General features: G+C 61.9%; 16 protein-coding genes. 9 read left to right on the top strand and 7 right to left on the bottom strand.

The window, feature by feature from the left end:
• Positions 1-5: 5 nt before the first annotated feature.
• From RO07_RS03260 to RO07_RS03285, 6 genes are all read right to left on the bottom strand, one after another.
• Positions 6-1,661 carry an ABC transporter substrate-binding protein gene (locus RO07_RS03260; RefSeq protein ID WP_039408033.1) on the bottom strand — a complete coding sequence of 552 codons (1,656 nt, stop codon included), beginning with the start codon at positions 1,659-1,661 and terminating at the stop codon, positions 6-8.
• Positions 1,662-1,751: 90 nt separating this feature from the next.
• Positions 1,752-2,183: a PaaI family thioesterase gene (locus RO07_RS03265; protein WP_039408034.1), complete on the bottom strand. Its 432-nt coding sequence runs from the start codon at positions 2,181-2,183 to the stop codon at positions 1,752-1,754.
• Positions 2,180-3,196 carry a quinone oxidoreductase family protein gene (locus RO07_RS03270; RefSeq protein WP_039408036.1) on the bottom strand — a complete coding sequence of 339 codons (1,017 nt, stop codon included), beginning with the start codon at positions 3,194-3,196 and terminating at the stop codon, positions 2,180-2,182. Before RO07_RS03270 ends, RO07_RS03265 begins: the two co-directional genes overlap by 4 nt.
• Positions 3,197-3,346: 150 nt before the next feature.
• Positions 3,347-4,453, bottom strand: a complete 1,107-nt coding sequence (locus RO07_RS03275; protein WP_039408038.1) for a M14 family metallopeptidase — start codon at positions 4,451-4,453, stop codon at positions 3,347-3,349.
• The gene (locus RO07_RS03280) at positions 4,450-5,310 is read right to left on the bottom strand and encodes a VOC family protein (protein ID WP_039408041.1); all 861 of its coding nucleotides are present in this window, start codon (positions 5,308-5,310) and stop codon (positions 4,450-4,452) included. The genes RO07_RS03275 and RO07_RS03280 overlap by 4 nt, the downstream gene beginning before the upstream one ends.
• 372 nt (positions 5,311-5,682) lie before the next feature.
• Complete coding sequence (locus RO07_RS03285; RefSeq protein ID WP_084072417.1) at positions 5,683-7,452, bottom strand: ShlB/FhaC/HecB family hemolysin secretion/activation protein; 1,770 nt, start codon at positions 7,450-7,452, stop codon at positions 5,683-5,685.
• 391 nt (positions 7,453-7,843) lie between these two features.
• On the opposite strand from RO07_RS03285, the gene RO07_RS03290 reads away from it, so the two are divergent.
• The 8 genes from RO07_RS03290 to RO07_RS25690 all read left to right on the top strand — a co-directional run bounded on the left by RO07_RS03290 (position 7,844) and on the right by RO07_RS25690 (position 20,032).
• Positions 7,844-16,069, top strand: coding sequence for a hemagglutinin repeat-containing protein (locus tag RO07_RS03290; RefSeq protein ID WP_084072418.1), 8,226 nt, complete (start codon positions 7,844-7,846; stop codon positions 16,067-16,069).
• Positions 16,069-16,368 (top strand): MafI2 family immunity protein, encoded by a 300-nt coding sequence (locus RO07_RS03295; protein ID WP_237171366.1) that lies wholly within the window; start codon positions 16,069-16,071, stop codon positions 16,366-16,368. Before RO07_RS03290 ends, RO07_RS03295 begins: the two co-directional genes overlap by 1 nt.
• A gap of 212 nt (positions 16,369-16,580) precedes the next feature.
• Entirely contained in the window at positions 16,581-17,405 is an 825-nt protein-coding gene (locus RO07_RS03300; RefSeq protein WP_237171367.1) for an immunity 49 family protein, read from the top strand.
• Between the two features lie 259 nt (positions 17,406-17,664).
• Positions 17,665-17,946, top strand: coding sequence for a hypothetical protein (locus RO07_RS03305; protein ID WP_147284566.1), 282 nt, complete (start codon positions 17,665-17,667; stop codon positions 17,944-17,946).
• A 114-nt stretch (positions 17,947-18,060) separates the two neighbouring features.
• Positions 18,061-18,468: a hypothetical protein gene (locus RO07_RS03310; protein ID WP_147284565.1), complete on the top strand. Its 408-nt coding sequence runs from the start codon at positions 18,061-18,063 to the stop codon at positions 18,466-18,468.
• A 53-nt stretch (positions 18,469-18,521) separates the two neighbouring features.
• Positions 18,522-18,956, top strand: a complete 435-nt coding sequence (locus RO07_RS03315; protein WP_039408050.1) for a hypothetical protein — start codon at positions 18,522-18,524, stop codon at positions 18,954-18,956.
• A gap of 72 nt (positions 18,957-19,028) precedes the next feature.
• Complete coding sequence (locus RO07_RS03320) at positions 19,029-19,448, top strand: hypothetical protein (RefSeq protein WP_039408053.1); 420 nt, start codon at positions 19,029-19,031, stop codon at positions 19,446-19,448.
• Between the two features lie 287 nt (positions 19,449-19,735).
• Positions 19,736-20,032, top strand: coding sequence for a hypothetical protein (locus RO07_RS25690; protein ID WP_147284564.1), 297 nt, complete (start codon positions 19,736-19,738; stop codon positions 20,030-20,032).
• A gap of 81 nt (positions 20,033-20,113) precedes the next feature.
• Here the strand turns inward: RO07_RS25690 and RO07_RS03325 are convergent, their stop codons facing one another.
• The gene (locus RO07_RS03325) at positions 20,114-20,989 is read right to left on the bottom strand and encodes a LysR family transcriptional regulator (RefSeq protein ID WP_039408056.1); all 876 of its coding nucleotides are present in this window, start codon (positions 20,987-20,989) and stop codon (positions 20,114-20,116) included.
• 184 nt (positions 20,990-21,173) lie between these two features.
• Here RO07_RS03325 and RO07_RS03330 point away from each other — a divergent pair, with 184 nt between their 5' ends.
• Complete coding sequence (locus RO07_RS03330; protein WP_039408058.1) at positions 21,174-22,034, top strand: transporter substrate-binding domain-containing protein; 861 nt, start codon at positions 21,174-21,176, stop codon at positions 22,032-22,034.
• Positions 22,035-22,036 lie beyond the last annotated feature (2 nt).

Genomic DNA, 22,036 nt, shown 5'->3' on the forward strand with positions numbered 1-22,036 from the left:
CTTGTTTACGCGAGCCAGACGTCGGCCAGCGCGTCGCCCTGGACGTTGGCGCTGGTCGTCGCGCGCCGCACGTTGGTGCGCGAGAGTGTGAACGACTCCATTTCCACGAGCGGCACATGCGGCACGTCGGTCGACGCGAGGCGCGCGAAGTCATGAGCGAGCTTCACCCGTTTCGCGTTGTCCGTCTCCACCGTGAGGCGGTCGACGATCGCATCCATCGCCGGATTCGAATAGCCCGTGGCGTTGCGGAACGCCGCGCCCTTGACGATGCCGTCCGTCGTATAGAACTGCGTGACCACCGGCACCAGTTCCAGCGGCGCGGTGAAATTCGAGATGGCGATGTCGTAGTCGTAATCGCTGTAGATGCGCTTGAGCGACGTGGCGCGGTCGAGCGAGTCGAGCTTCACCGTGATGCCGATGTCCTGCAGCGCCTGCTTCACGTACTGGCCGAGCTTGGCGTTCTCCTCGAACCAGGCGGCGGCGACGAGGTTGACGGTGAAGCGCGAGCCGTTCTTGCGCGGCAGCCCGGCGGCGTCGAGCAGGGCGTTGGCCTTGGCCGGGTCGAACGGGTATTTCGGCACGTCGTCGGTGAAGAACAGCGGGTTGCTGCGAAAGATCGGCGAGACGGCCGGCTTGCCGCGTCCGAAGTAGATCGTGTCGATGATGAACTTGCGGTCGATGGCGTGCAGGATCGCCTGGCGCACTTCGCGGCGCTTGACGTGTTCGCGTCGCTGGTTGAACTCCACCGTGACCGTCCACGCCGCGTTTTCGTAGCCTTTGGTTTCCACGGCGATCTTGCCGGTCTTCACGAGACGGTCGATCTCGCGCGCCGGCACCGGGTTGGAGAACGCTACCGCGAGCTCGCCCGTTTCCAGCGCGGCCGAGCGCGACGCCGGATCGCTCCACCAGCGGATGATCAGCTTGTCCGGATACGGTTGAGCGTTGTTCCAGTACTGCTCGTTGCGCGAGTAGGCGACGTGGCTGCCGCGCACCCACTGACCGTATTTCCAGGGGCCTGTGCCCACGGGCGCATTGTTGAGAGGGTTCGTGATGATGTCCTTGCCCGCATAGAGATGCTTGGGCACGAGCACCTGGTACTGACCGGCGAGGATCGACTTGAAGAAGAATTCCGGCACCGGCGTGGAGAATTCCAGTTTCACGGTGTGAGCGTCGGGCGCGCTGACGCGCTTGAGCGCCTTGAGCGCGACGCCGGCGGAGATCGGCTTCCAGTGTTCCTGCACGTTGTAGACGACGTCGTCGGCCGTGAACGGCTTGCCGTCGTGCCAAAGCACGTTCTTGCGCAACGAGACGGTGTAGGACTTGAAGTCGCCGGAAGCGCGTACATCCGTGGCGAGTACCGGCTGGAAGGCGAGCTTTTCGTCGATCTTCAGCAGCCGTTCGAGAATCTTCGTCGACGTCATGAAGGGGCTGGAGCCACCGCCACCCGGCACGAACAGCGCCTGCGGTTCGAGTCCCCCCCAACTGGCAACGAGCGTACCGCCGCGGCGGGGTGCGGCCGCCGGGCTGTCAGCCGCATTGGCGCGCGTAGGCGAGACCAGCCATCCGGCGGTGCCCGCGAGCGCTGCCGAGCTGGCAGCCAGTGCGCCGCCGGCGCTTCGGTAGAGGAACTGACGTCGCGAGACGCCCCGTGATTTACGCATGATGAACTCCGGTATGGCTGGGCACCCGTGCGTTCTCGCGAGTGCCTTCAATCGTCGTGGCAATGAAACGTGAGTGAGTGGCGCGGCGCGTCAACCGGGCGGCAACGTGGCGTAGCTGGCGCGGCCGATGGCGACAAGGGCACCCTGATCGTTGAACAGGTCGACGTCCGCCACGCCGATGCTCTTGCCGAGGCGGCGCACGCGTGCCACGGCGCGCAGATCGGTGTCGATGGCTGGACGCAGGTAGTCCACGCGGAAGTTGACCGTCGGCAGGCCGCGGCCGACCAGCATGCCGACCGCGAAGTCGCCGACCGTGTCGATGACGGCGGCCAGCGGACCGCCGTGCCACTGGCGCGTGCCCGCGCCTCGTTCGAAAGCTGCCTGGAACGGCACGCTGACGTCGATCGTCTGGGCGTCGTGATCGAGCGCGGTGACGCGCAGGCCCAGCCAGGCGATGAACGTCGATTTGTCGAATGCCTGCTGAACCTGTTCGGCGCTGAGGGTTTGGGCGGGCGTGCTCATGCGGCCACCAGTACCTTGCCGACGATCTGGCGATTCTCGAGCGAGGCGAGGGCCTGCGCGCCCTGTTCCAGCGGCCACTTCCTGTCGATCAGCACGCGCAGCTTGCCGCTGGCGACGAGATCGAGCAGTTCGTGCAGGTCTTCGCGCTCCCAGCCGTTCGAGCCGCGAATCTGCAGCTCGAACGTCCAGATGAAGCGCAGATCCTCCTTCGGATCGAAGCCCGCCGTGGCGCCGCACGTCAGCACGCGACCGCCCTGGCGCAGCGTGCGCAGGGAGCGCGTCCACGTCTCGCCGCCGGTGAAGTTCACCACCACGTCGACCCCGCCGTTGTTGGCCGCGCCGCGACGGCGCGCGGCCTTGCCGTAGCGTGCCCGCACGACTTCCACGAAGTCCTCTTCGGCGTAGTGGATGATGTCGTCCGCGCCGAGCTCGCGCAGGCGTTCCCCCTTCTCGCGCGAGCCTGCGCAGGCGATGACATGCGCGCCGGCGAGTTTTGCCAGTTGCACGGCGCACACGCCCACGCCGCCGCTCGCGCCGAGGATCAGCACGCGTTCGCCGGCCTTGACCTGACCGATGCGATGCATCATGCGCAGCGCCGTGCCGTAGGCGACGGGCAGGGCGGCGGCGTCATCGAACGAGACCGCGTCGGGCAGACGCACCAGTTGATGGGCGGGCACGCGGCACAGTTCTGCCAGCCCGCCGTGGGTCGTCTCGCCGACGAGGCCACCCGTCACGCGATTGATCGGATCGACGAGCACGCGATCGCCGACCGACCACCCTTCCACGCCCGGGCCGACGCTGGCGATCTCGCCCGCCACGTCCAGCCCGATGATGACCGGGAACGGCAGTTTGATGCCGGGCATGCCGCGACGTGTGAACACGTCGTGATAGTTGAGCGACGAGGCGCGCACGCGCAGGACCACTTCGCCTTCGCCGGCCACGGGATCGGGGAAGTCGGTTTCGAGTTTCAGGGCGTCGTTGTCGCCGTGTTCACGCAGTACGATGGCTTTCATGTCGGTGCTGAGGCAGGTTCAGGGTGAGCGACGCCCTCGGGCAGTCGCCGATCAGTGTTGAAAACGAATAACGGAGTGCCGTGTGCAGGCCGCGAAAGCGGTCGCCGTGGCGCTATGGGGTTCGCGTCAGCGGGTCATGAGCTTGCTTGTCTATGCCGCCGTGGCCAGACCTTGCAGCGCCTGGTCCGTGATCCGCAGGCCGTGGGCGAGCACGCTGTTGCGCCACACCGAGGAGATCGGCACGAAGGCGTCGAGCACGTCGGCGCGCAACTGACGGTCGCGGACGGCGTCGGGATGGGCGCCGGCGCGCGAACGCAGCCACTGGTCGAGGCGGTTTGCGATGCTGGCGTTCGAGCCACGCGTGCCGAATTCGACGACGGCGCCGATGACCGGGCGTCCCCGGGCGAACTGTTCGACGCCACGGAAGACGAGGCCTTGATAGTCGGGCCGGCGCAAACCATGCGGACGTTGATCGAGCACGCGCTCGGCGCCCCACCAGCGTGCCGCTTCGCGTTGCTCGGCGCTGTCCTCGGCGTTGAAACAGAGGAAAAAGGGCTCGCCGTACTCGCCGATGCCGGTGTGCCAATCGATCAGACCGATGCGTTGCGCTTGTGCGAGATCGCGCTCGACGATGGTTTGCAGCGTGACGTTCGACCATTCCCGCGCGCGTCCGCCGTAGATGAGACCATCGGCGTGCGTGTATTGACCGCTCGCAAGCGTATTGAACAGGGCGTCGGCGCCATGCTCCTGACGGAAGGCGTCGATCGCCTTGGCGCTTTGCGCGAGGCCTTCGCTCGTCCACTCGGCTGGAATCAGGTGATCGTGCAGCGACGCGTAGTGAGCGTTCGCGGGCGGCGCGAGCGTGTGGTCGATGAAGTTGCGGTTCAGGTCGACGTTGTGTTCCGTGGTGCGTGTGGCGTGGGCAAATCCATACGGATTCAGGGCGTGCACGAAGGTCACGGCGACATCGGCGGGCAGCGTGTTCGCGGCATGCGCGAGCCATGCGGTTTGCACGGCCGAGCCTGCGCCGCCTTCGAGGCCGTGCGTGCCGCTGATCGCGAGGAGCTGATGCGGCGCGTGCTCCGGGCCGAGCCGTGCGACGTCGATGCTCAATTCGCTGCCGTCAGGCGCCTTGGCGTCGGGGTGAACGTAGGTCGTGAGGCTCGCGCCCGCGTGATCGGCGGCACTGCGAAAGCGCTGCCGGGCGTCCGCATAGTCGACGCCGAACGCTTGCCACCAGGTCGGCTGGACGCTCATGCGGCCTCTCCTTCGACGAACTGCAGGGCGACGCGAAAACCTTCCGCGGCGGCGACGAGCACCGAGCCGTCGTCGAGCGTAGTGAACGGCACGCCGTTTTCGCGCAGCGTGGCCTGCGTTTGCGCCAGCGAGCGGGTGCGCAGGATGAGCGCGACGTTGCGCTCGCTGCCGTCGTCGGTCGTCTCGACGTTGCCGAAACGTTGTTCGGCCTCGGCCGGCGTGATGAATTGCACGCGGGCGCGGCCGGCGGCGAGCGAATAGCCTTGCGAGCCTGCGGCCGCGAGCACGCCGGGTCCGAAGACGCGGTCGTACAGTGCGGCGGTCACGGCCGGGTTCGGCGAGGCGATCACGAAGCCGACGATGTCCGTTACGCCGTTGGGATGATCGCGCCATTCGTCGCGCCAGACGTTTTCCGGCGTGAAGTGATGGCAGAAGAACGTGCGGCCGTTGCGCACCAGCTCGGCGGCCAGGCGCACGGTGCGAAAGCGCGCATCTTGCGTGGTGCCGTCGGGCAGGCGCACCGGGCGGAAGAACTCGGCGGGCGTTTCCACGCCGATGTTGCGTTCCTGCAAGGCGTTGAAGAGGCCGTGCGAGTCCTGCGTCTTGAAGACGAGGCCCGTCAGGCCGAGCGGGGCCTGCGTGACGTCGGGGCGTGCCGTCGATTTGCCGGCCTCGTAGCCGAGCAGTTCGAGGTAGTTCTCGCCGAAGATCGCCAGATGGTTGCTGGTGCCCAGCGAGTGATGGCCGCGCTCGGTCAGCGAAAAGCCCAGACGGCGGTAGATGTCCACCGAGGCTTCGAGTTCGCCCTTGACGTTGATGACGACGTGGTCGAGGACGGGGGCCGGAATTTGGCTCATGCCCGACCTCCGCTGCGGCGACGGGGAATTCGGGCGATGGACGCGAAGGCGGCGGCGATAGCCGCAACGGCGACGCCTTGGGCAGAACGACTGGACACGACAGCTCCCGGCAATGGATGGACGACGCGTCCATTCTAAGAGCCTTGGCGTTCAAGCCCAACTGACGGATTTTGCTTTGCTTAGTGCGGAGACGGCCGGTCGTGAGGCGCTCACGAGCACCGGCCCCCACGGTGGGCGAAATTCACGGTGCCGCGGGCGCCGTCGGCGTCGGCGTCGGCGTCGGCGTCGGCGTTGGCGTTGGCGTTGGCGGTAGCGGGGCGGATGGCGCGATGTGTTTGCGGTCGGCGGAAACGAGCGCGGCGGGAGGGCCTGCTAGAACTGTGCGGTCAACGAGAAGCCGACGGTCGTGCGGGCCGTCTGAAACGAGGATGGCTTGTAAATCGGTTTGCCCGCGAAGAGTTCGCCGGTGACGAAGCCGAACGGCAGTTTGGTGCTCCCTCTGATGCCGATGACCGCGCCCACCAACTGGGTGCCCGCAAGGTAGGCGGCATTGGGTCCCGCCACGCGTCCGTAGTCGACACCCGCAAAGAGCGATATCCCCGAACTGCCCGGCGTCCATTGCAGTTCGTTGCGCCAATAGAAGCCCTTTTCCGCGGCGAGCATCGATTCGCCATCGAAGCCGCGCACCGTGTAGCGGCTGCCGATGGTCAGATCGTCGATGTAGTTCAGGACATCGTTGGTGAACTGGCCATGTACGGTGGTTACGTAACGCAGCGGCAGTTGTCCCAACGGCAGCGACAGATTGGCATCGAGGACGGCCATTCTGTATCGGTAGGTCGGCGCACCGGGGATCGTGGTGTCAGGCATTGCGCCGAGGCCGGCGACTCCCTGCCGATACATCAGGCTGCCGTCGAACTGGCCGGCGCCGATGTAATACCGTTCCACGAGGCCGAACTCCAGGAACGTGTTGTTTCGATACTGTTGATCGATCTCGGCGTCTTCCAGGAAGCTCTTGCCAAAGCGCTTGCTGAGACGGACCTGCGCGCTGAGCACGTGGCTCTGGCTTCGGTGAAGTACGCGCGAGAGCTTGAAATCGATGTTCTGCGATTGCCCGCGTGTCGTGAACGTGTCGTTGATGCCCGCGATTTGCTGGTTATACCGGTTCGTGTAAGCCGACACGGTGGCTGTCCAGTATCCCCATGGAATCGAGTAATAGGCGTTCCATCCGTCCGAGCCGAAACGCTTGTCGCCCAATGCCAGATCGCGTGTCATCCCGATGTTGAAGATGTCGTTCAGGCCCAGCGGGTTGTCGATGCCGATCGCAAGATTCCCCTGCAGCTTTCCGGTCGCACGCGATCCTCCGTTATCGATCGAAGCGACGACGCTCCAGGGCTTCGTCCGCTTTACATCGATCACGACATCGCTTTCGCCGGGAATCTCCGCGGGCACGACCTGCATGGTGACGTCCTGACTTCCCACCCGCTTCATTTGCTCGAGACCCTGTTCCAGATCTCTCAGTTCGAGAAGATTGCCCGGGCTCGTCGGAAACGCGTTGCGCCAGGTGCCGTATAGCGACGGATCGGCGAAACGAATCGTTCGCAGCATGCCGGGAATCAACGTGAGCTTGAGTTCACCGGTCGCCAGATCCTGTTCCGGCACCAATACGCGAGTGGTGACGTAGCCTTTGGCGAGAATCGCCTTCATCAAGCCCGCCGTGATGCTTGCAATGCCCTCTTTGCCAATACATTGGCCGCGATAGTGCTCCAGCCACGTCACCGCGAACGCGAACGGATCGAGCGGCAGCGACGAGGCGCCCGCTGCTTTCGTATGCGCGGGGAGCGATGACGGTACGCCCAGAGAGAACCTGTCGATCCGGAAGCAGGGGGTCTCGTCGGGGAGCGCGGGGAATCCATCCGCTGCCGGCAGCGCGGAGCGCAAGGCAGGGGCGTTGACTGCGGCCGCCCGTTCCTGCGCCTGCCGTTGCTGTTCCAGAAGCTGCTGCTGTCGCGCGTTGGGGTCGACGGCGCTGGTGGACGCGGGGGTTTGCGCTAACGCCGGGTGAAATCCCGCGAGCGGCACGAGCAGGCCAAAAACGAGAAACGAGAAGACGGCGCTGGGGATGCGATTTGAATCTCTATTCATTTTTAGTTTTCGTAGTTCTGGCGAAGCCACAGGGCGAATGCCAGTTCAGCTCGGATGTTTTGTGGCCGAGTCTTATTGCGATGCCGGGCGGATGATGGGAAAAGCGCGGTAATTGATCCCGGCGGATCTCGGCGCCGGGCGGCCTTGAATTCAGGCGTAGAAACTTACCACGATCCCCATTGATATTTACTCGGAATATTAGTTTTCCGGAATATCTCCGTAAATGATCAAGTTATGAATTTTTTAAGAATCTCGAATTCGATGATGAATTTATGAAAAGTGGTGGCTATGGGGAAAATCGTTAATGAAGTTACCTATTATTTGGCGTGCGAAGTTTGTAACGATGAAACATAAATCAAAACATATCCCCATGTAGTCGTAAAACGAATCCATGAAAACAAAAGAGACAAACGAGAAGCGGCGTGCGCGGTGCGCGCTCAAGGGAGGAGGCCGTGCGGATGCCGGATTCCTGCGTACCATGGTGCGAGCGCTCGTTCTGGCTCAGGTCATCGCGCCGCTGTCCGTGATGCCCGTATACGCGCAGGTCGTCGCGGCTCCAGGCAGCCATGCTCCCACCGTGGTGCAAACGGCCAACGGCATTGCCCAGGTCAACATCACCGCGCCGACGGCCGCCGGCGTATCGAAGAACGTCTATTCGCAGTTCGACGTGCCGCGCCAGGGCGTCATCCTCAACAACTCACCGACGGTCGTGAATACGCAGCAAGCGGGGTACGTCACCGGCAACCCCAACCTTGCGCGCGACCAGGCCGCTCGCGTCATTCTCAACCAGGTCAACAGCAACTCCCCGAGCCAGCTGCGCGGCTATCTCGAAGTGGCGGGCAAGGCGGCGCAGGTCGTGGTCGCCAACAGCGCGGGCATCATGGTCGATGGCGGAGGCTTCATCAACACCACCCGGGCCGTGCTGACCACCGGCACGCCTCTGCTCGGGGCGGATGGCAGCCTCGCCGGCTATCAGGTCAACGGCGGTCGCCTGTCGATCCAGGGCGAGGGACTGAACGCCGCCAACGTCGACCAAGTTGATCTCATTGCCCGCGCCGTGCAGGTCAACGCGGCGTTGCACGCCAAAAAGCTCAACGTGGTGACGGGCACGAACCGTGTCGACCATGAGAGCCTGGCGCTCGAGAAGCTGGCCGGCGACGCGGCGACACCCGATGTCGCCATCGACGTCGGTCAGTTGGGTGGCATGTATGCGCAGCGCATTTTCCTGATCGGCACGGAAAACGGCGTGGGCGTTTCCAACAAGGGCGTCATCGCCGCGCAGGCCGGGGATCTGACGCTCACGACCGAAGGCAAGCTCGTCTCGAGCGGCACGACCGAGACGAGCGGCAATCTCGCGGTCAGTGCGCGCGGCGGGATCGAAAACCGGGGCAGTGTGTACGCGGGAGGCAGCGCCGATCTGCGCACCGACGCGGCGCTGGAGAACCACGGCATGCTGAGCGCGGCCGGCGATCTTGCCGCGCGAGCGGCGAGCGTCGCGTCCGACGGTACGTTGGGCGCGGGTATCGATGCGAATGGCCAGGCGACGCTGGCGGGCAATCTGTCGGTCACAGCTGACGGCAAGGTCTCGGCAACCGGCAGCAATGTCGCCCGAGGCGATATGACCATGACGGGGGGCGCGGTGGACCTGAGCGGCAGCCGCACCGATGCGAGCGGCAGCCTCTCGCTCACTTCCACGGCGGCCGACGTCGACCTCCAAAAGGCCATTGCCACGGCGTCGAACGCGCTGAAGGTCCAGTCGGCGCAACATGTGCTCAACGCCGGGGGCTCACTCGGCGCCGACACGATCACGCTCGCCGCGAGGGGGAACATCGACAACCGCGACGCCCAGTCGGTGGCGACGACGCGACTCGATGTGAGCGGCACCGGCATCGACAACCAGGGCGGTCTCCTCCAATCGGGCGCGGCGCTCACGGTCAAGGGCGCGACGCTGGACAACACGGCAGGCCGTGTCGTCTCACTCGCCGGCGACGATGCGTCGGTCGATATGGCGGGGGAGCTGCGCAATGCAGGCGGCACCACGGCCCACGGCAAGACGGGCGGGGTGATTGGCGCGAACGGCGATCTTCGGGTGCATGCCGATTCGCTGGTCAATGCGTCGCAGATCGTGGCGGGCAAGGCGCTTGACGTTGCCGCGACCCAATTGAACAACACCGGCGGGGAAGTCATCGGGGGCGGCGACGTCACGCTCGGTGTGGACGGCACCCTCGACAATACCGGCGGACGCTTGTTCGGTGGGGCGTCGCTGGCCACGACGAAGGGGAGCACCCGGGTCGTCAACGCGAACGGCACGATCGAGAGCGCGGGCGACGTGGCGCTGCAGGTGGCGTCGCTCGATAACGCCGCGGGCGCGATCCGCTCGAATCAGGACGTCGGCGTGGGTGGTGCCATGAGCGGCGCCGGCGAGATGACGGCGGGACGCAACCTGACGGTGGCGGCGGTGGGCGACTACCAGAACTCGGCGACTAACCGTTTGCGTGCGGACGGTGTGCTCAAACTGAGCTCGACCGGGCGTCTGACCAACGAGGGGGCGCTCGATGCGCCCGGCACGCTCGACATCCAGGCCGGGGAGATCGTCAACACGGCCAGTGGAAGTTTCAACGCGGCAACCACGCACTTGAGTGCTGGTGGAAGCGCGGGCGGACTGTTTTCCAACGCGGGCAGCATCAGCGGCGACACCGTTCGCCTCCAGGCGGGCCACTTCGTCAATACGAACGCCGTGTTGGGCCATGACGTGCAGGTCAACGCGAACGACATCGAGAACAATGGGGCGGCGGCCGTCATGGGCGGCGCGAAGCGGCTCGCCCTGTACGCGCCGAATTCGGTGTCGAACGACGACGGCGCGTTGCTCTACAGCACCGGCGACATCGAGATTGCGCGCGACGGCACACGCGATGGTTCGGGACTGCTCGCCAACCAGACGGCGACGCTGAACAACCGTTCGGCCAACATCATCGCGGACGGCAATCTGGACATCGCCGCGCGTGTGGTGAACAACACGCGCACGAGCCTCGTGACGCGCCCGGGGACGCCGGAAAGCAGTACGAAGACCTACAGCCTGTACACCGCAGGACTGCCCGTCGGGGAGGAGACGCTGTCGCACACCAGCCTGACGTTCCCGGAGTGGAAGTGGGGGGCGGGCTTCGCCCCGGTGTCGTCGGCGTTGTTGGAACATCTGGCCAAGCCGATCACGGTCGAGGTGCCGAAGTCGCAGGTGACGAACCTGGACGCGACGTCCAAAACGTTCAGCCTCACGAAGCCGCTCGAAGAGTCGTACCAGGACGTCACGACGGCTGGCAGGGGCCCGTGCGACGACCACGGACAGTGCGCGTCGACCACGAAGACGCGCGAAGTGGGCAAGAACCCCACGCAGTATTACAACAGCATCGTCGACAACGGCGCGACGTATCGCATCACGTTCTGGCCGGACTGGGATCCGAATACGATGATCCGCCCGGATCAGGCCATCTCTCGCGGCGATCTGGGCATCGATCAGCGCGACTACAACGAGATCGCGCGGCATATCACGACCACCCGCACACGCGACGAACTCGTCAGTGCGTCCCCGGAAGCCAAGTTGCAGGCGCAGGGGTCGATCCGGATCAATGCCGATGGGGGCGCCATCAACAACCAGTCGTCGACGATGACGGCCGGCCGCGATCTCATCCGGCGCGCGCAGGGCGGCACGATCAACGACACGGGCATCGTCTTGCAGGAGAAGGTCGCACAGACGCAGACGTCGACCTTCTACTGGCACCAGAAGTCGGGTGGTGACAGTGAGCAACTGGACGTGGCGTACCCGGTCACGCCGCTGCCGCCGGTGACGGTGGCCTCGCTGCCGGCCATTGCGCTGGGTGGGCAGTCGGTGCAGTCGTTCGGGCATGACATTACCGTGGCGAGCGTTGACCGATTCGGCAATACCGTGAACGGCGCGGGGCTCACCCAGACGCTCGGCTCGTCGGCGCAAGCCATTCCCGGCTTCACGCTGCCGCGCAACGGCCTGTTCCAGATCCACGCGGCGCCGGGCCAAACTTACCTGGTCGCGACGGACCCTCGTTTTACCGACTATGGGAAGTTCATTTCCAGCGATCACATGCTCGGCGAACTGGGGCTCGATCCGCAGAAGACGCAAAAGCGCCTGGGCGACGGCTTCTACGAGACGCAACTGGTGCGAGACCAGATCACGGGCCTGACCGGCAAGACGCTGCTGGCGGGCTATACCGATTACCTCGACGAGTATACGGCGCTGCTCAATAACGGGGTGGCGTACGGCAAGCAGTTCGGGCTGACGGTGGGCGTGGGCCTGTCGGATGCGCAGATGAAGCAGTTGACCACCGACATGGTGTGGCTGGTCTCGCAGGACGTGACGCTGCCGGACGGCTCGGTGCAGTCCGTGCTGGTGCCCAAGGTGTATCTGGCGCAAGCCAATCGGGTCGACCTGACGAATACCGGCGCGTTGGTGGGCGGCGGTAGCGTGAAGCTTGCCGCCACGGGGGAGGTCAAGAATAGCGGCCGGATCGTGAGCGACACGGCGACGACCATTCTTGGCGACGCCATCGTGAACCTTGGTGGTGTCGACAGCGGCGGTACGACGGCGCTCGCCGCCTCGGGCGACATTCGCAACACGGGCGGGCGCATCGGTGGCAAGGACGTCGTGGTGCGGGCCGGCCGCGACCTGATCAACGAATCGAGCACGCTGACGCAGACGGCGGGGGCTGACAATAGTGGCAGCGGCGGCAGTTTCAAGTCGTCGGCGTCGGCCACCGGTATCGGGTCGGTGGGCGTCATTTCGGGCACGAACAGCGTGGCGGCCGTGGCCGGGCGTGACGTCACGCTCAACGCGGGCGCCATCGCCAGCGACGGGGCCGTGGTGGTGGCGGCCGGTCGCGACCTCAAGGCCAATACGGTGACGGTGGGGCAGTCGCAGACGGTTGGCACGACCGACGGCCAGAATGGCGGCAGCGATGTCGTCACGCAGCACGTGGGCAGTGCGATCTCCGCTGGCGGCAATCTGACGACCGTCTCCGGGCGCGATACCACGTTGACCGGTGCGACCATGGCGGCCGGCGGCAATGCGACGGTGCTGGCGGGCAACGACGTGACCGTCACCGCCGCCAAGGACTCGCATACGCACGACGAGCGCTCGTTCGGCGGCTCGCTGCAGTCTACGAAGTCGTCGCTGGACGAGGCGGTGCGGGGCTCGTCCGTGAGTGCGGGCGGCAATGTCCTGGTGGGCGCGGGGCAGACGGGCGCCGTCAATGGTGTGCTGAATACCTATCAGGTCAGTCCGGTCAATCCTGCGACGACCTCCTCCGGCACGGGCAATCTGTCGGTGCTGGGCTCATCGGTGTCGTCGCAAGGCACCGGCACGGTGGCGTTGGCCGCGACCGGCGATGTCAAGACCGGTACGGTCAGCGAGATCCACGACAGCCAGAAGTGGCAGCACGACAGCAGTTCCGGCTTCCTGTCGAAGACGGAGGAGACGTCGGCCTCGAGCGCGCACCAGACGATCGCCGTGGGCTCCACCGTTTCCGGCAATGCGGTGGGGGTGGCGGCGGGACGGGATCTCACCGTCAGCGGCTCGACCATCGCCGGCACGCAGGATGTGGCGTTGCAGGCCGGGCGCGACCTGCGCATCGAATCGGCGCAGAACGAGAGCGAGACCCATTCCTTTTACGAGAAGAAGCGCTCGGGCCTGGGGTCATCGGGGGGCGTGGGCATCTCGTATGGCAAGAACGAGCAGCGCGACTGGACGAACGATAACGGCGTGACGCAGACGGGCAGCCTGGTGGGCAGCCTGAACGGTAACGTCAGCATGGTGGCGGGCAACGACCTGTCGGTGCGTGGCAGTGACATCGTGGCCAAAGGAGATGTGACCGGTATCGGGCAGAACGTTTCGATCGAATCGGCGCAGGAGCGCAGCCATCACGACGAGGCGCACGAGTTCAAGAGCTCGGGCTTTACGTTGGCGGTGAAGTCGCCGGTGATCGACGCGGTGCAGAACGTGACGAACCAGGCCAAGTCGGCGGCCGACTCGGGCGGCGATGCGCGGGTGTCGGCGCTGCGCGGTTACGCGGCGGCCAGCGGGGCGTATGGGGCTTATAACGAAGCCAATAAGGCGCTCGATGCGCTCAAGAGCACCGATCCGAAGGTGAAACCGGAGGCGAAGGTCGAGTTGAGTTGGGGCTCGTCGAGCAGCAAGTCGACGTCGTCGTTCGATGGCACGAACAACGTGGCGAGCAACATCAAGGCGGGTGGCACGGCGGCGTTCATGGCAACGGGCGATGCGGCCTCCGGCAAGGGCAACGTGAACGTCGTGGGGTCGAACGTCGACGCGAAGGACGTGCTGCTGCAAGCGACGAATCAGGTGAACCTGCGCCACAGCACGGACACGGAATCGAGCCGTAGCGAAAACGAGTCGAAGAGCGGGAGTTTCGGGGTGTCGTTCGGCACGGGCGGGTTGGGCGTGTCGGCGTCGATGTCGCGGGCGAATGGCGATGCAAACTCGGATTCGGCCTTCCAGAACAATACGCACATCAACGCGGGCAATACGGCGGTGATCGTGAGCGGGGGTGACACGAACATCGTTGGGGCGAATGTGAACGCGGACAAGGTCATCGCCCGTGTGGGCGGGGATCTGAAGGTGGCGAGCGTACAGGACACGAGCGAGAGCGCCGCGCATCAGCAGAGTGTGGGCGGTGGCTTGAACTTGAGCATGGGCGGTGCGTCGGGGAGCTTCAGCACCTCGCATGGCAATGCGAGCGGCAGCTACGCGGGGGTGGCGGAGCAGTCGGGGATTCAGGCGGGATCGGGCGGGTTCGATGTGAACGTGGCGGGCAATACGGATCTGAAGGGGGCGTATATCGCGAGCACGGCGGAGCCGTCGAAGAACCAGTTGACGACGGGCACGCTGACGTACTCGGATATTCAAAACCACTCGGACTACAAGGCCAATAGCTTTGGGGTGGGCGGTGGCTTCTCGGTGGGCAACGGCGGTGCGAATGAGCGCACGACGGGACCGTCGTCGGGGAAGAACACCGGTGGCCCGTCACCGATGCTGCCGCAGTCGGAAAGCGGCAGTGAGCGGGGAACGACGCGCAGCGGCGTGAGTGACGGGACGATCACGCTGACGAACGGTACAAACCAGACGCAGGATCTCGCGAGCCTGAATCGGGAGACGTCTAACCTGAACCAGACGGTGAGCCAGACGCCCGATCTGCAGAAGACGCTCGACGGGCAGTCGCGGTTGATGGGCGCGGCCACGGCGGCGGGTGAAGCGGTAGCGCGGGATATTGGGACGTATGCCGATAAGAAGGCGGCGGAAGCGAAGGATCTGGCGAAGAATACTAACGATCCGGCGCTGAAGGCGAAGTACGAACAGGAAGCGAAAGACTGGTCCGAGGGAGGCGATTATCGCGCGCTGATGCACACGGCGGGTGGTGCGATTGTGGCGGGCTTGGGTGGTGGTAATGCGCTGGGTGGGGCGTTGGGTGCTGGAGCGACATCGAAGCTGGGTGGCGTACTGAACCAGCTCAGCGAAGACATTCGAGATTCGCACCCGACGGGCAATGCTGACATGGATCAGGCGTTAGCTCAGATCGTGACGACGAGCGTGGGGACGGCGGTGGGCGCTGCTGCAGGAGGCTCGTCCGGGGCCTTCACAGGTTACAACGTGGATCGCTTTAACCGGCAGTTGCATCCGACGGAGGAGAAAGCGATTCACGATGCCGCTGGCGGCGACAAGAAAAAAGAGGAGCGGCTGACGCAGGCAGCTTGTTACCGTGTGCAATGCTGGGCGCAATATTCGCCGAACAGCGACGAGTACTTGCAGCACTACGTAAGTGCGCAAGACGCCCGCGGTTTGACGGCGGAACTGGCTTGGGTGGATAGTCAGACGAAGCCGGGGATGTTCGACTACACATGGACACAGCAGGCGGGGGACTTCTTTGCGAGCCAGGCGGATCAGGCCAAACGTGCGGCGCAAGGCTTGTGGGATGACGCGAAGAATCTTCCGCGAGACATGGTGAATACGCGCCTGAAGCCGCCGGGCGATGTGCAGCAGGGCGACCCAAACCCACAGATCGATCCCAACGGAGGTGGGCCAAAGACGCCGAGCGGACCCGCCGGAGCTACGATCGTACCTGGCTATACAGTATGTGGGCCGGGAATAGTTTGTCCGACAGTCAATGTGGTACCGGGGCAAAGCTTGCCTGGTAATGTTGTTGCGTCGAGCGGTAGCAGTGACAGCGACGGAAATCAGGCGAATAACGGTGCGTCGTCAGGTGGGCAGCAAGGACCGGATGCTCCTACGGTCGATATGGGGAAGCAAGGGAAACACCAACCGGATCACAATAATTTCCTTCCCGGGCGCAGTGAGCTGACGTACCCCGACCCCCAACAACTTGTCGATCAATACGCTGGCAGAGGGCAGCCTGCAAATAACGTTTCAGTTGGTCAACCTGGCTATAGAGAGCGGGTGAATTTTGGGACACCGATCGGCAACTATGTCGATCCTGTAACCGGCGAGAAAATGTCAACTACGAAGGGCATCATCCACTATGGGAAAGATGGTGTTCATATCGTGCCTTCGAGGCCCTAATGATGGATAGTACATTGCGTATTCGTTTGCTCCTTGCCATGCAAACGGCCCTGCTTGGAAGGATTATCCCCAACATCCGGGCAGTTAGCTGTGGAGTCGTTGGTGGAGACATAAAGATAAAGGTCATCTTTGATGGCGCGGTTTCAGATTTGGGGCGAGAGATGATTGACGAGGTTGGCTCAGAGGTAGCGTCGCACTTTGAAGATGCAAACGTCGACGTGGAATGCGTGAGGATGGATGTCCCGCAAAAAATTCGGGACAAAGCACTTGATTGGTATGTTTATCTGCGGAAGGAGTAGCTGCTTGGCTGCGATGGCTGACAAAATTGCAGGGCGACCCCTGGTCCCTAGTTTTGTGAACAGTTGGATTCAAGATGCCTTATCCGGCTACGAAACGGAACCGCTGACCAGCAGGCGACGGCGACCAAAATTCAAAAAGCTATAGACAATGGAACCCTTGTGAAGACTGTCACCGGGGTCAACTCGAATGGCGCTACCATAATCAAACTGAAATGAGCCTGACTATAGATTCTGATTTTATCGAAAAAAAGCGCCGAGGCCTTCAGTTCTCCTTGGACCATATGCCGCAGGTCATTGAGAAGATACGCTATCGAGTCAAGCCGATCAGCTTGGAAAACTGCTACAGCAGCCTCGCGAATGACCATTTGGTAATTGGTCTTTTTGAGTACTTTATTAACCAAAATTCGGAGCGTCTAAAGCAGAACCTGCACACGGCTTGTCAGCTTAAATTAGCTGACATAGCTATCGACAGTTATCAGAAATTTGAAGTTGGCTCCGAAATATTGTACGCACTTCTTTCTGATTCCCCTGGGATGGTGGAGGAGATGGCGAATTTGAAGCCTAGCCATTTTCTCTCGGCTAGAGATAACCCGTTGCATTCGCAGTTTCAGGTGCATATGTGGCAGTTGGCGATACAGGGCGACTACACGGCGCTGGAAGCGAAAGCTGGTCATCTTGCTAAGAATGGTCGTAAGGCAGATCACATGCTCGCTGCGCAAGGGAAGGATTTCTTCTCATTGCTAATGAGGGCGGACAAAAGTGGCCTGGAGAGCTTAATTCGGCAACATGCCGACGTGTGCAGCCGAGATGCACTGACCGAGGACTATTTGTCCTACCTTGCGACGATCGAAGCCAAGCTCTGCTGGTACCGGGGTATTCCAGCCGAGATCGATCATCCGCTGGTGCCAATGGATTTGATGCCGATCCGTCCGCTAGCGCACTACGACGATGTATACGATTTCCTCTATCCCGACTGGGTGCCGCCAACGCAGGGGCTCATGTGGAAGCTATCGAGGCTGCTTGGCAAGCGGACCTAAACGCGCATCGCTTTTGGCTAGGGAAAATAAGTTCCATTGGCGCTGTGATGTCCATTAATGCTGCGGTAGCAGTGGGTCGAAATTATTTGAAAGGCGATAATAGTTTAAACCTGCCTGGCACTATCGTGGGAATATTGGAAATTTATCCGATGGCTTGTTAATTCGGTAAAAAGAGCCCAGTAGTCGGCGCATTTGTTGGCAGTTTCATTCAAGAGGCTGTGAGCTGGGCTGCCGAGGAAATCTCCCTGTCATCTCAATCGTGGAAATGAAGAATTTTATAAACTTCATTCGAGATGAAAAAAGAAATTTATGCATATATGTCATTCGCATAATGATTGTTGCGCCAATTCTTGTGTTGGCTATTATGATTTTCTCGTTATGGTTTATGTTGAAATTAAAGGGGGGTGATTTGCCTGTTGATAAATTGATGGAGTTAATTCCGACAATGGTCGAGTTGGCGTGTGTTGGGGTGGCGGGAATTTTGATCCATATGGTAATAAATCAATGGCAGAAATACATCGGCGATAAAGATGATTGTTAGAAAGGACTGTTTAATCGGTGGTTGTGCTCTGCCGAAAGGTCAATCGCAAGAAAACTGCTGGCAATGAGTGAGGGCAGGTTTGCGGGTGAGGCGATTAACTAGTTCAAAAAACAATTGAACTACATTAACGAGGATGTGAGAGTGGGACCAATCGCAAAAATGGTTTTCTGTGTTGCCATCGCGGGCCCTCTATTCGGGTGTGCTGCAGTGCAATCGGACAGCTTGGGCGAATCGCTGAGCTGCGAGCAACATGCGACTGCTGCGAAGTACCTGAATACATGGGCGACGAGAAATTTCGAAGAAAGTTACGGCAAGAAGGGGGACGTGACCGGTGCTCAGATCCAGCTTCTCATTATCGAACAGAAAGCCCCATCGCCCTATGCTTCGGCATTCAACCGCTATCAGGCTAAGGCGGCCGAAAATCTCTTGCTTGCGAAAAAGAAGAACTGCGATACGTCGGGTTATCCGCTGCCCCCAGTCGATGAATTCAGAGCACAACTGGATGCACTGAAGAAGAATTGATCTGCCGGCACGGAAGAACTGTGCTCCCATTCAATACGAACCAACTCTGACTCATGACCATGCAATCCTTGCGCTTTCTGCGCACTATCACGGCCGCAACCCTGAGTACGCTTGCCATCACCGCATACGCCGTCGAACCTAAATGTGCTTCTCAATCACTTGACGGACACACGAGCGAACTCTGCGTGACCAGAGTGCCTTTTCAGCACGACTACTACACGCTAAAGGTAGATCGCGCGCTGATTTTCACTTTGCCAGATGACTACATTGAGGACGTAACACTAGTACACAGAATTCCGAAGGATGCGGCAATTGAATTTCCTCTTTCAATGCAGGGAACACCAACCGTGAAAATTGCCGGTGGATGTTTGCCAATCAGCGCCGAACAGCCAGACAACGGGGGGACGGTTGGAGTTGAGACGGGCCGCCGCTGTTCATTCAAGTGGGGGCGGAAAGATGTTCTGAAGGACCTGGTTATCAGCTTCTGATAGCTTGCGGAAGCAATAACTTCATCGGCTCTCGTTGTGGCACCACCAACAGAAAATAGGTTGACCTGAAAAATGCGCATCTCGATCTTTCACCTTCTCGCTATATGCACTGGCCTCGCGGTTCAAGCAACGGCCTTCGCGTACGACTGTAATGATTCGGCTGCCTATCAGAGCGGACAACGCGAACTTGCACTTGTTCGGTCGGCCGTCACCGCGCAAATGGGCTGGGCGGTGGAGTTCGTGCAGAAGGAGAAGGGTGTTAGTTTCGATGCCGCATTGCGAGAGGTGATGCAAGCTGGCGGGCTTGACCAAACGCGCCTCTACGACGATCAACTCGATGAGCTTGGAGCCAAGATAAAGAATGCGAAACACGACTCACCGCAGGCGTGCGAAGCACTACTCCTACTGCAGCGCCAATATGCCTACATAGGCCAACAGAAAATGGATTTCGTTGCGAAGCTCGTCACGGGTGAAGACGCTGCGACTCGCTGATCGCTCAATCGACAGTTGCTCCCGGATGAGAAGGCCCGATTAATGCGACGGCGAACGGGCGACGCGACCCCGAAAGGCGCCTAATCGCTGCTGCGTGCCACAGAGTGGAGTCCTGAGCCAGCGCTGCGATTGTCGATGATAGCTCGCGGGGAAGTCGTTTCAGCCGACGGGCAGGCCTGGGCGCCCAATTGTGCGGATAGCACGGGTGAGTGCGATGCACCAGTCCCATTTACTGGGCCATTGAAACTCAAGTTTTTGAGCAACTACTCTTTTGGGGGAGTTTGGAAGTGAAATATGTCAGAACCACATTGCTGTCGGCATGCCTGCTATCGTCTCTTGCTGGCTGTGTTGTCTCCGTTGCTCCAGGCGAAGGTGTGCAAAAGATTGCGGACGCCACCCAGGAATCGCTGCAAAAGCAGTTTGTCACAGGTGTCGCCACTCGGGACGACGTTGCCGCGCAACTGGGTGCGCCGTCGACCAAGACAGTGGCAGGCAATTATGAAATATGGAACTACCAATACGTCAAGCGCGCTGCTGTTGGGATCGTTTTGTCGGAGTCTCGGTCGGGACGACGAAGAACGTGACCTTCTATTTTGACAACGCAAGCGGCATCCTGCGGAAGCTTGAATTCGAAACCCATCAGGGCTGACCTTACCTACGTCCCCTCACCCCTCCCCATGAAACCGAGCCAACAACTCCAGAAACAGATCAAGCGCTCGAGTTCTCGGCCGTGACGCCTCGGTAATCGCACTGATCGCATTCTCATATTCCGGGCCGGACGGCACTCTGACCAGTGCATGACGTTTCGCGAACGACGCCGCGTAGTACTGCGGCAGCAACCCGACGTAGTGTCCCGACAGCACCAGCATCGCAACCGCTTCCAATCCCGATGCCGCTGGCCCTCGCGTCAGACCCAGCGAATTCAGCGCCTCATGCACGAACGGTTGCGTCCGGTACACGAGTGGTAATTCCGCCGCATCCTTCAACCGATGCCGCGCCACATACAGTTGATGACGTTCGATGAACAACGGCTGATAGCGAAACCCGGCCTCTCGTCGGTACATCCCGCGAATGGCGATCTCCACCCGTCGCTCGCGCAGCGCGAGATCCAGTTCGTTGAACGTCATCACCGTGAGCTCGACCTTCACGTCCGGCGCCTGCACCTTCAATTCCGCCAGCGCCTCCGGGATGTGACATCCCACGTCCGACACGATGTGCTCCACCATGCCGATGGAGAGCATTCCCGAGAGCACGCCGCGCACTGCATCGATCTCCGGCCGTATCCGCTCCAGCGACTTCAACGCATCGCGCGCCAACTCCAACGCGACCTTGCCCGCATGCGTCAGCACAAACCCTGACGGTCCGCGCTCGCACAACCTCGCGCCCAACGTTTCCTCGACCTCCCGGATGTGTCGGCTGATCGAGGCCTTCGACATGTTCAACTGCTTCTCGGCCGCCGCAAACCCACTGGCCTGCGCCACCGCACAGAAGATCCGCAACGAGCGCAGATCGCGCTCACTGAAATCACGATTCGCCACCATCCGCCCCTCCCCGCAAGCGCCGGAGTCACCACGGACGGCGCGTCCCAAAAGGTTTCGTTTTTTGAAACCATACCAATAAAAAAATCATTTTTCATGCTCTTTTTGCCCGCATACATTGGGCTACAGAGGCACATCGAGCCGATGCGCCCGACAGACCCAAAACCCACATGACGCGAGGCAAGCGATGAAGACCTGCTCCAGACGAACCTTTGTGAAGGCGACGCTCGCATCCGGCGCCGCCCTGGCACTCCCGGCGTTGCCCACGCTCGCCCACGCCGAAGGCGGCACGCTGGCCGATATCAGGAAGCGCGGCAAGCTGACTGTGGGCACCGAGGCCGCCTACGAGCCGTTCGAATTCGTGGAAAACGGTCAGGTAGTCGGGTATGGACACGATGTGCTCGAACTCATGGCCGCCAAACTCGGCGTCAAGCTCGAACAGATGAATCTCCCCTTCCAGGGTCTGCTGCCCGGCCTGATGTCGCACAAGTTCGACTTCGTCGCCACGAGCGTGGGCATCACCCCGGAGCGCGCCAAGCGCTTCGCCTTCAGTCAGCCGGTCGGCGTGGTGCGCTCGGTGCTGATGGTTCGTGCAGACGACGTCGCCATCAAACGCGACATGGATATCGCCGGCAAGACCATCGGCACGCAAATGGGCTCGTCGTCGCAACCGGTCGCCGATGAATTCGAGAAGGAACTGAAGGAGAAGACGGGCAAGGGCTACGCCGGCACACGCCTTTTCCAGGCCTACCCGGACGTATCGAACGCACTCGCCAACAAGACCATCGACGTTGCGCTCATGCCGTCGAACATCGCCGCCGTGCAAATGCGCAAGCAACCCAATGTCTTTCGCATCGCCGGATCGATCGGCCAGCCGAAACTGCTGGCCTGGGTCGCCAATCCGAATGACCTGGAGATCCGCAAGTTCATCAACGACTCGCTCGATGAATTCCGCGCGAACGGCAAGCTCGCTGCACTGCAGAAGAAATGGTTCGGTGCGCCGATGGAGACGCCGCGCGAGAACTATCTGCCGCAAGGCGCCATTTGACG

It is taken from the genome of Pandoraea pulmonicola (genome assembly GCF_000815105.2).
Lineage (GTDB): Bacteria > Pseudomonadota > Gammaproteobacteria > Burkholderiales > Burkholderiaceae > Pandoraea > Pandoraea pulmonicola.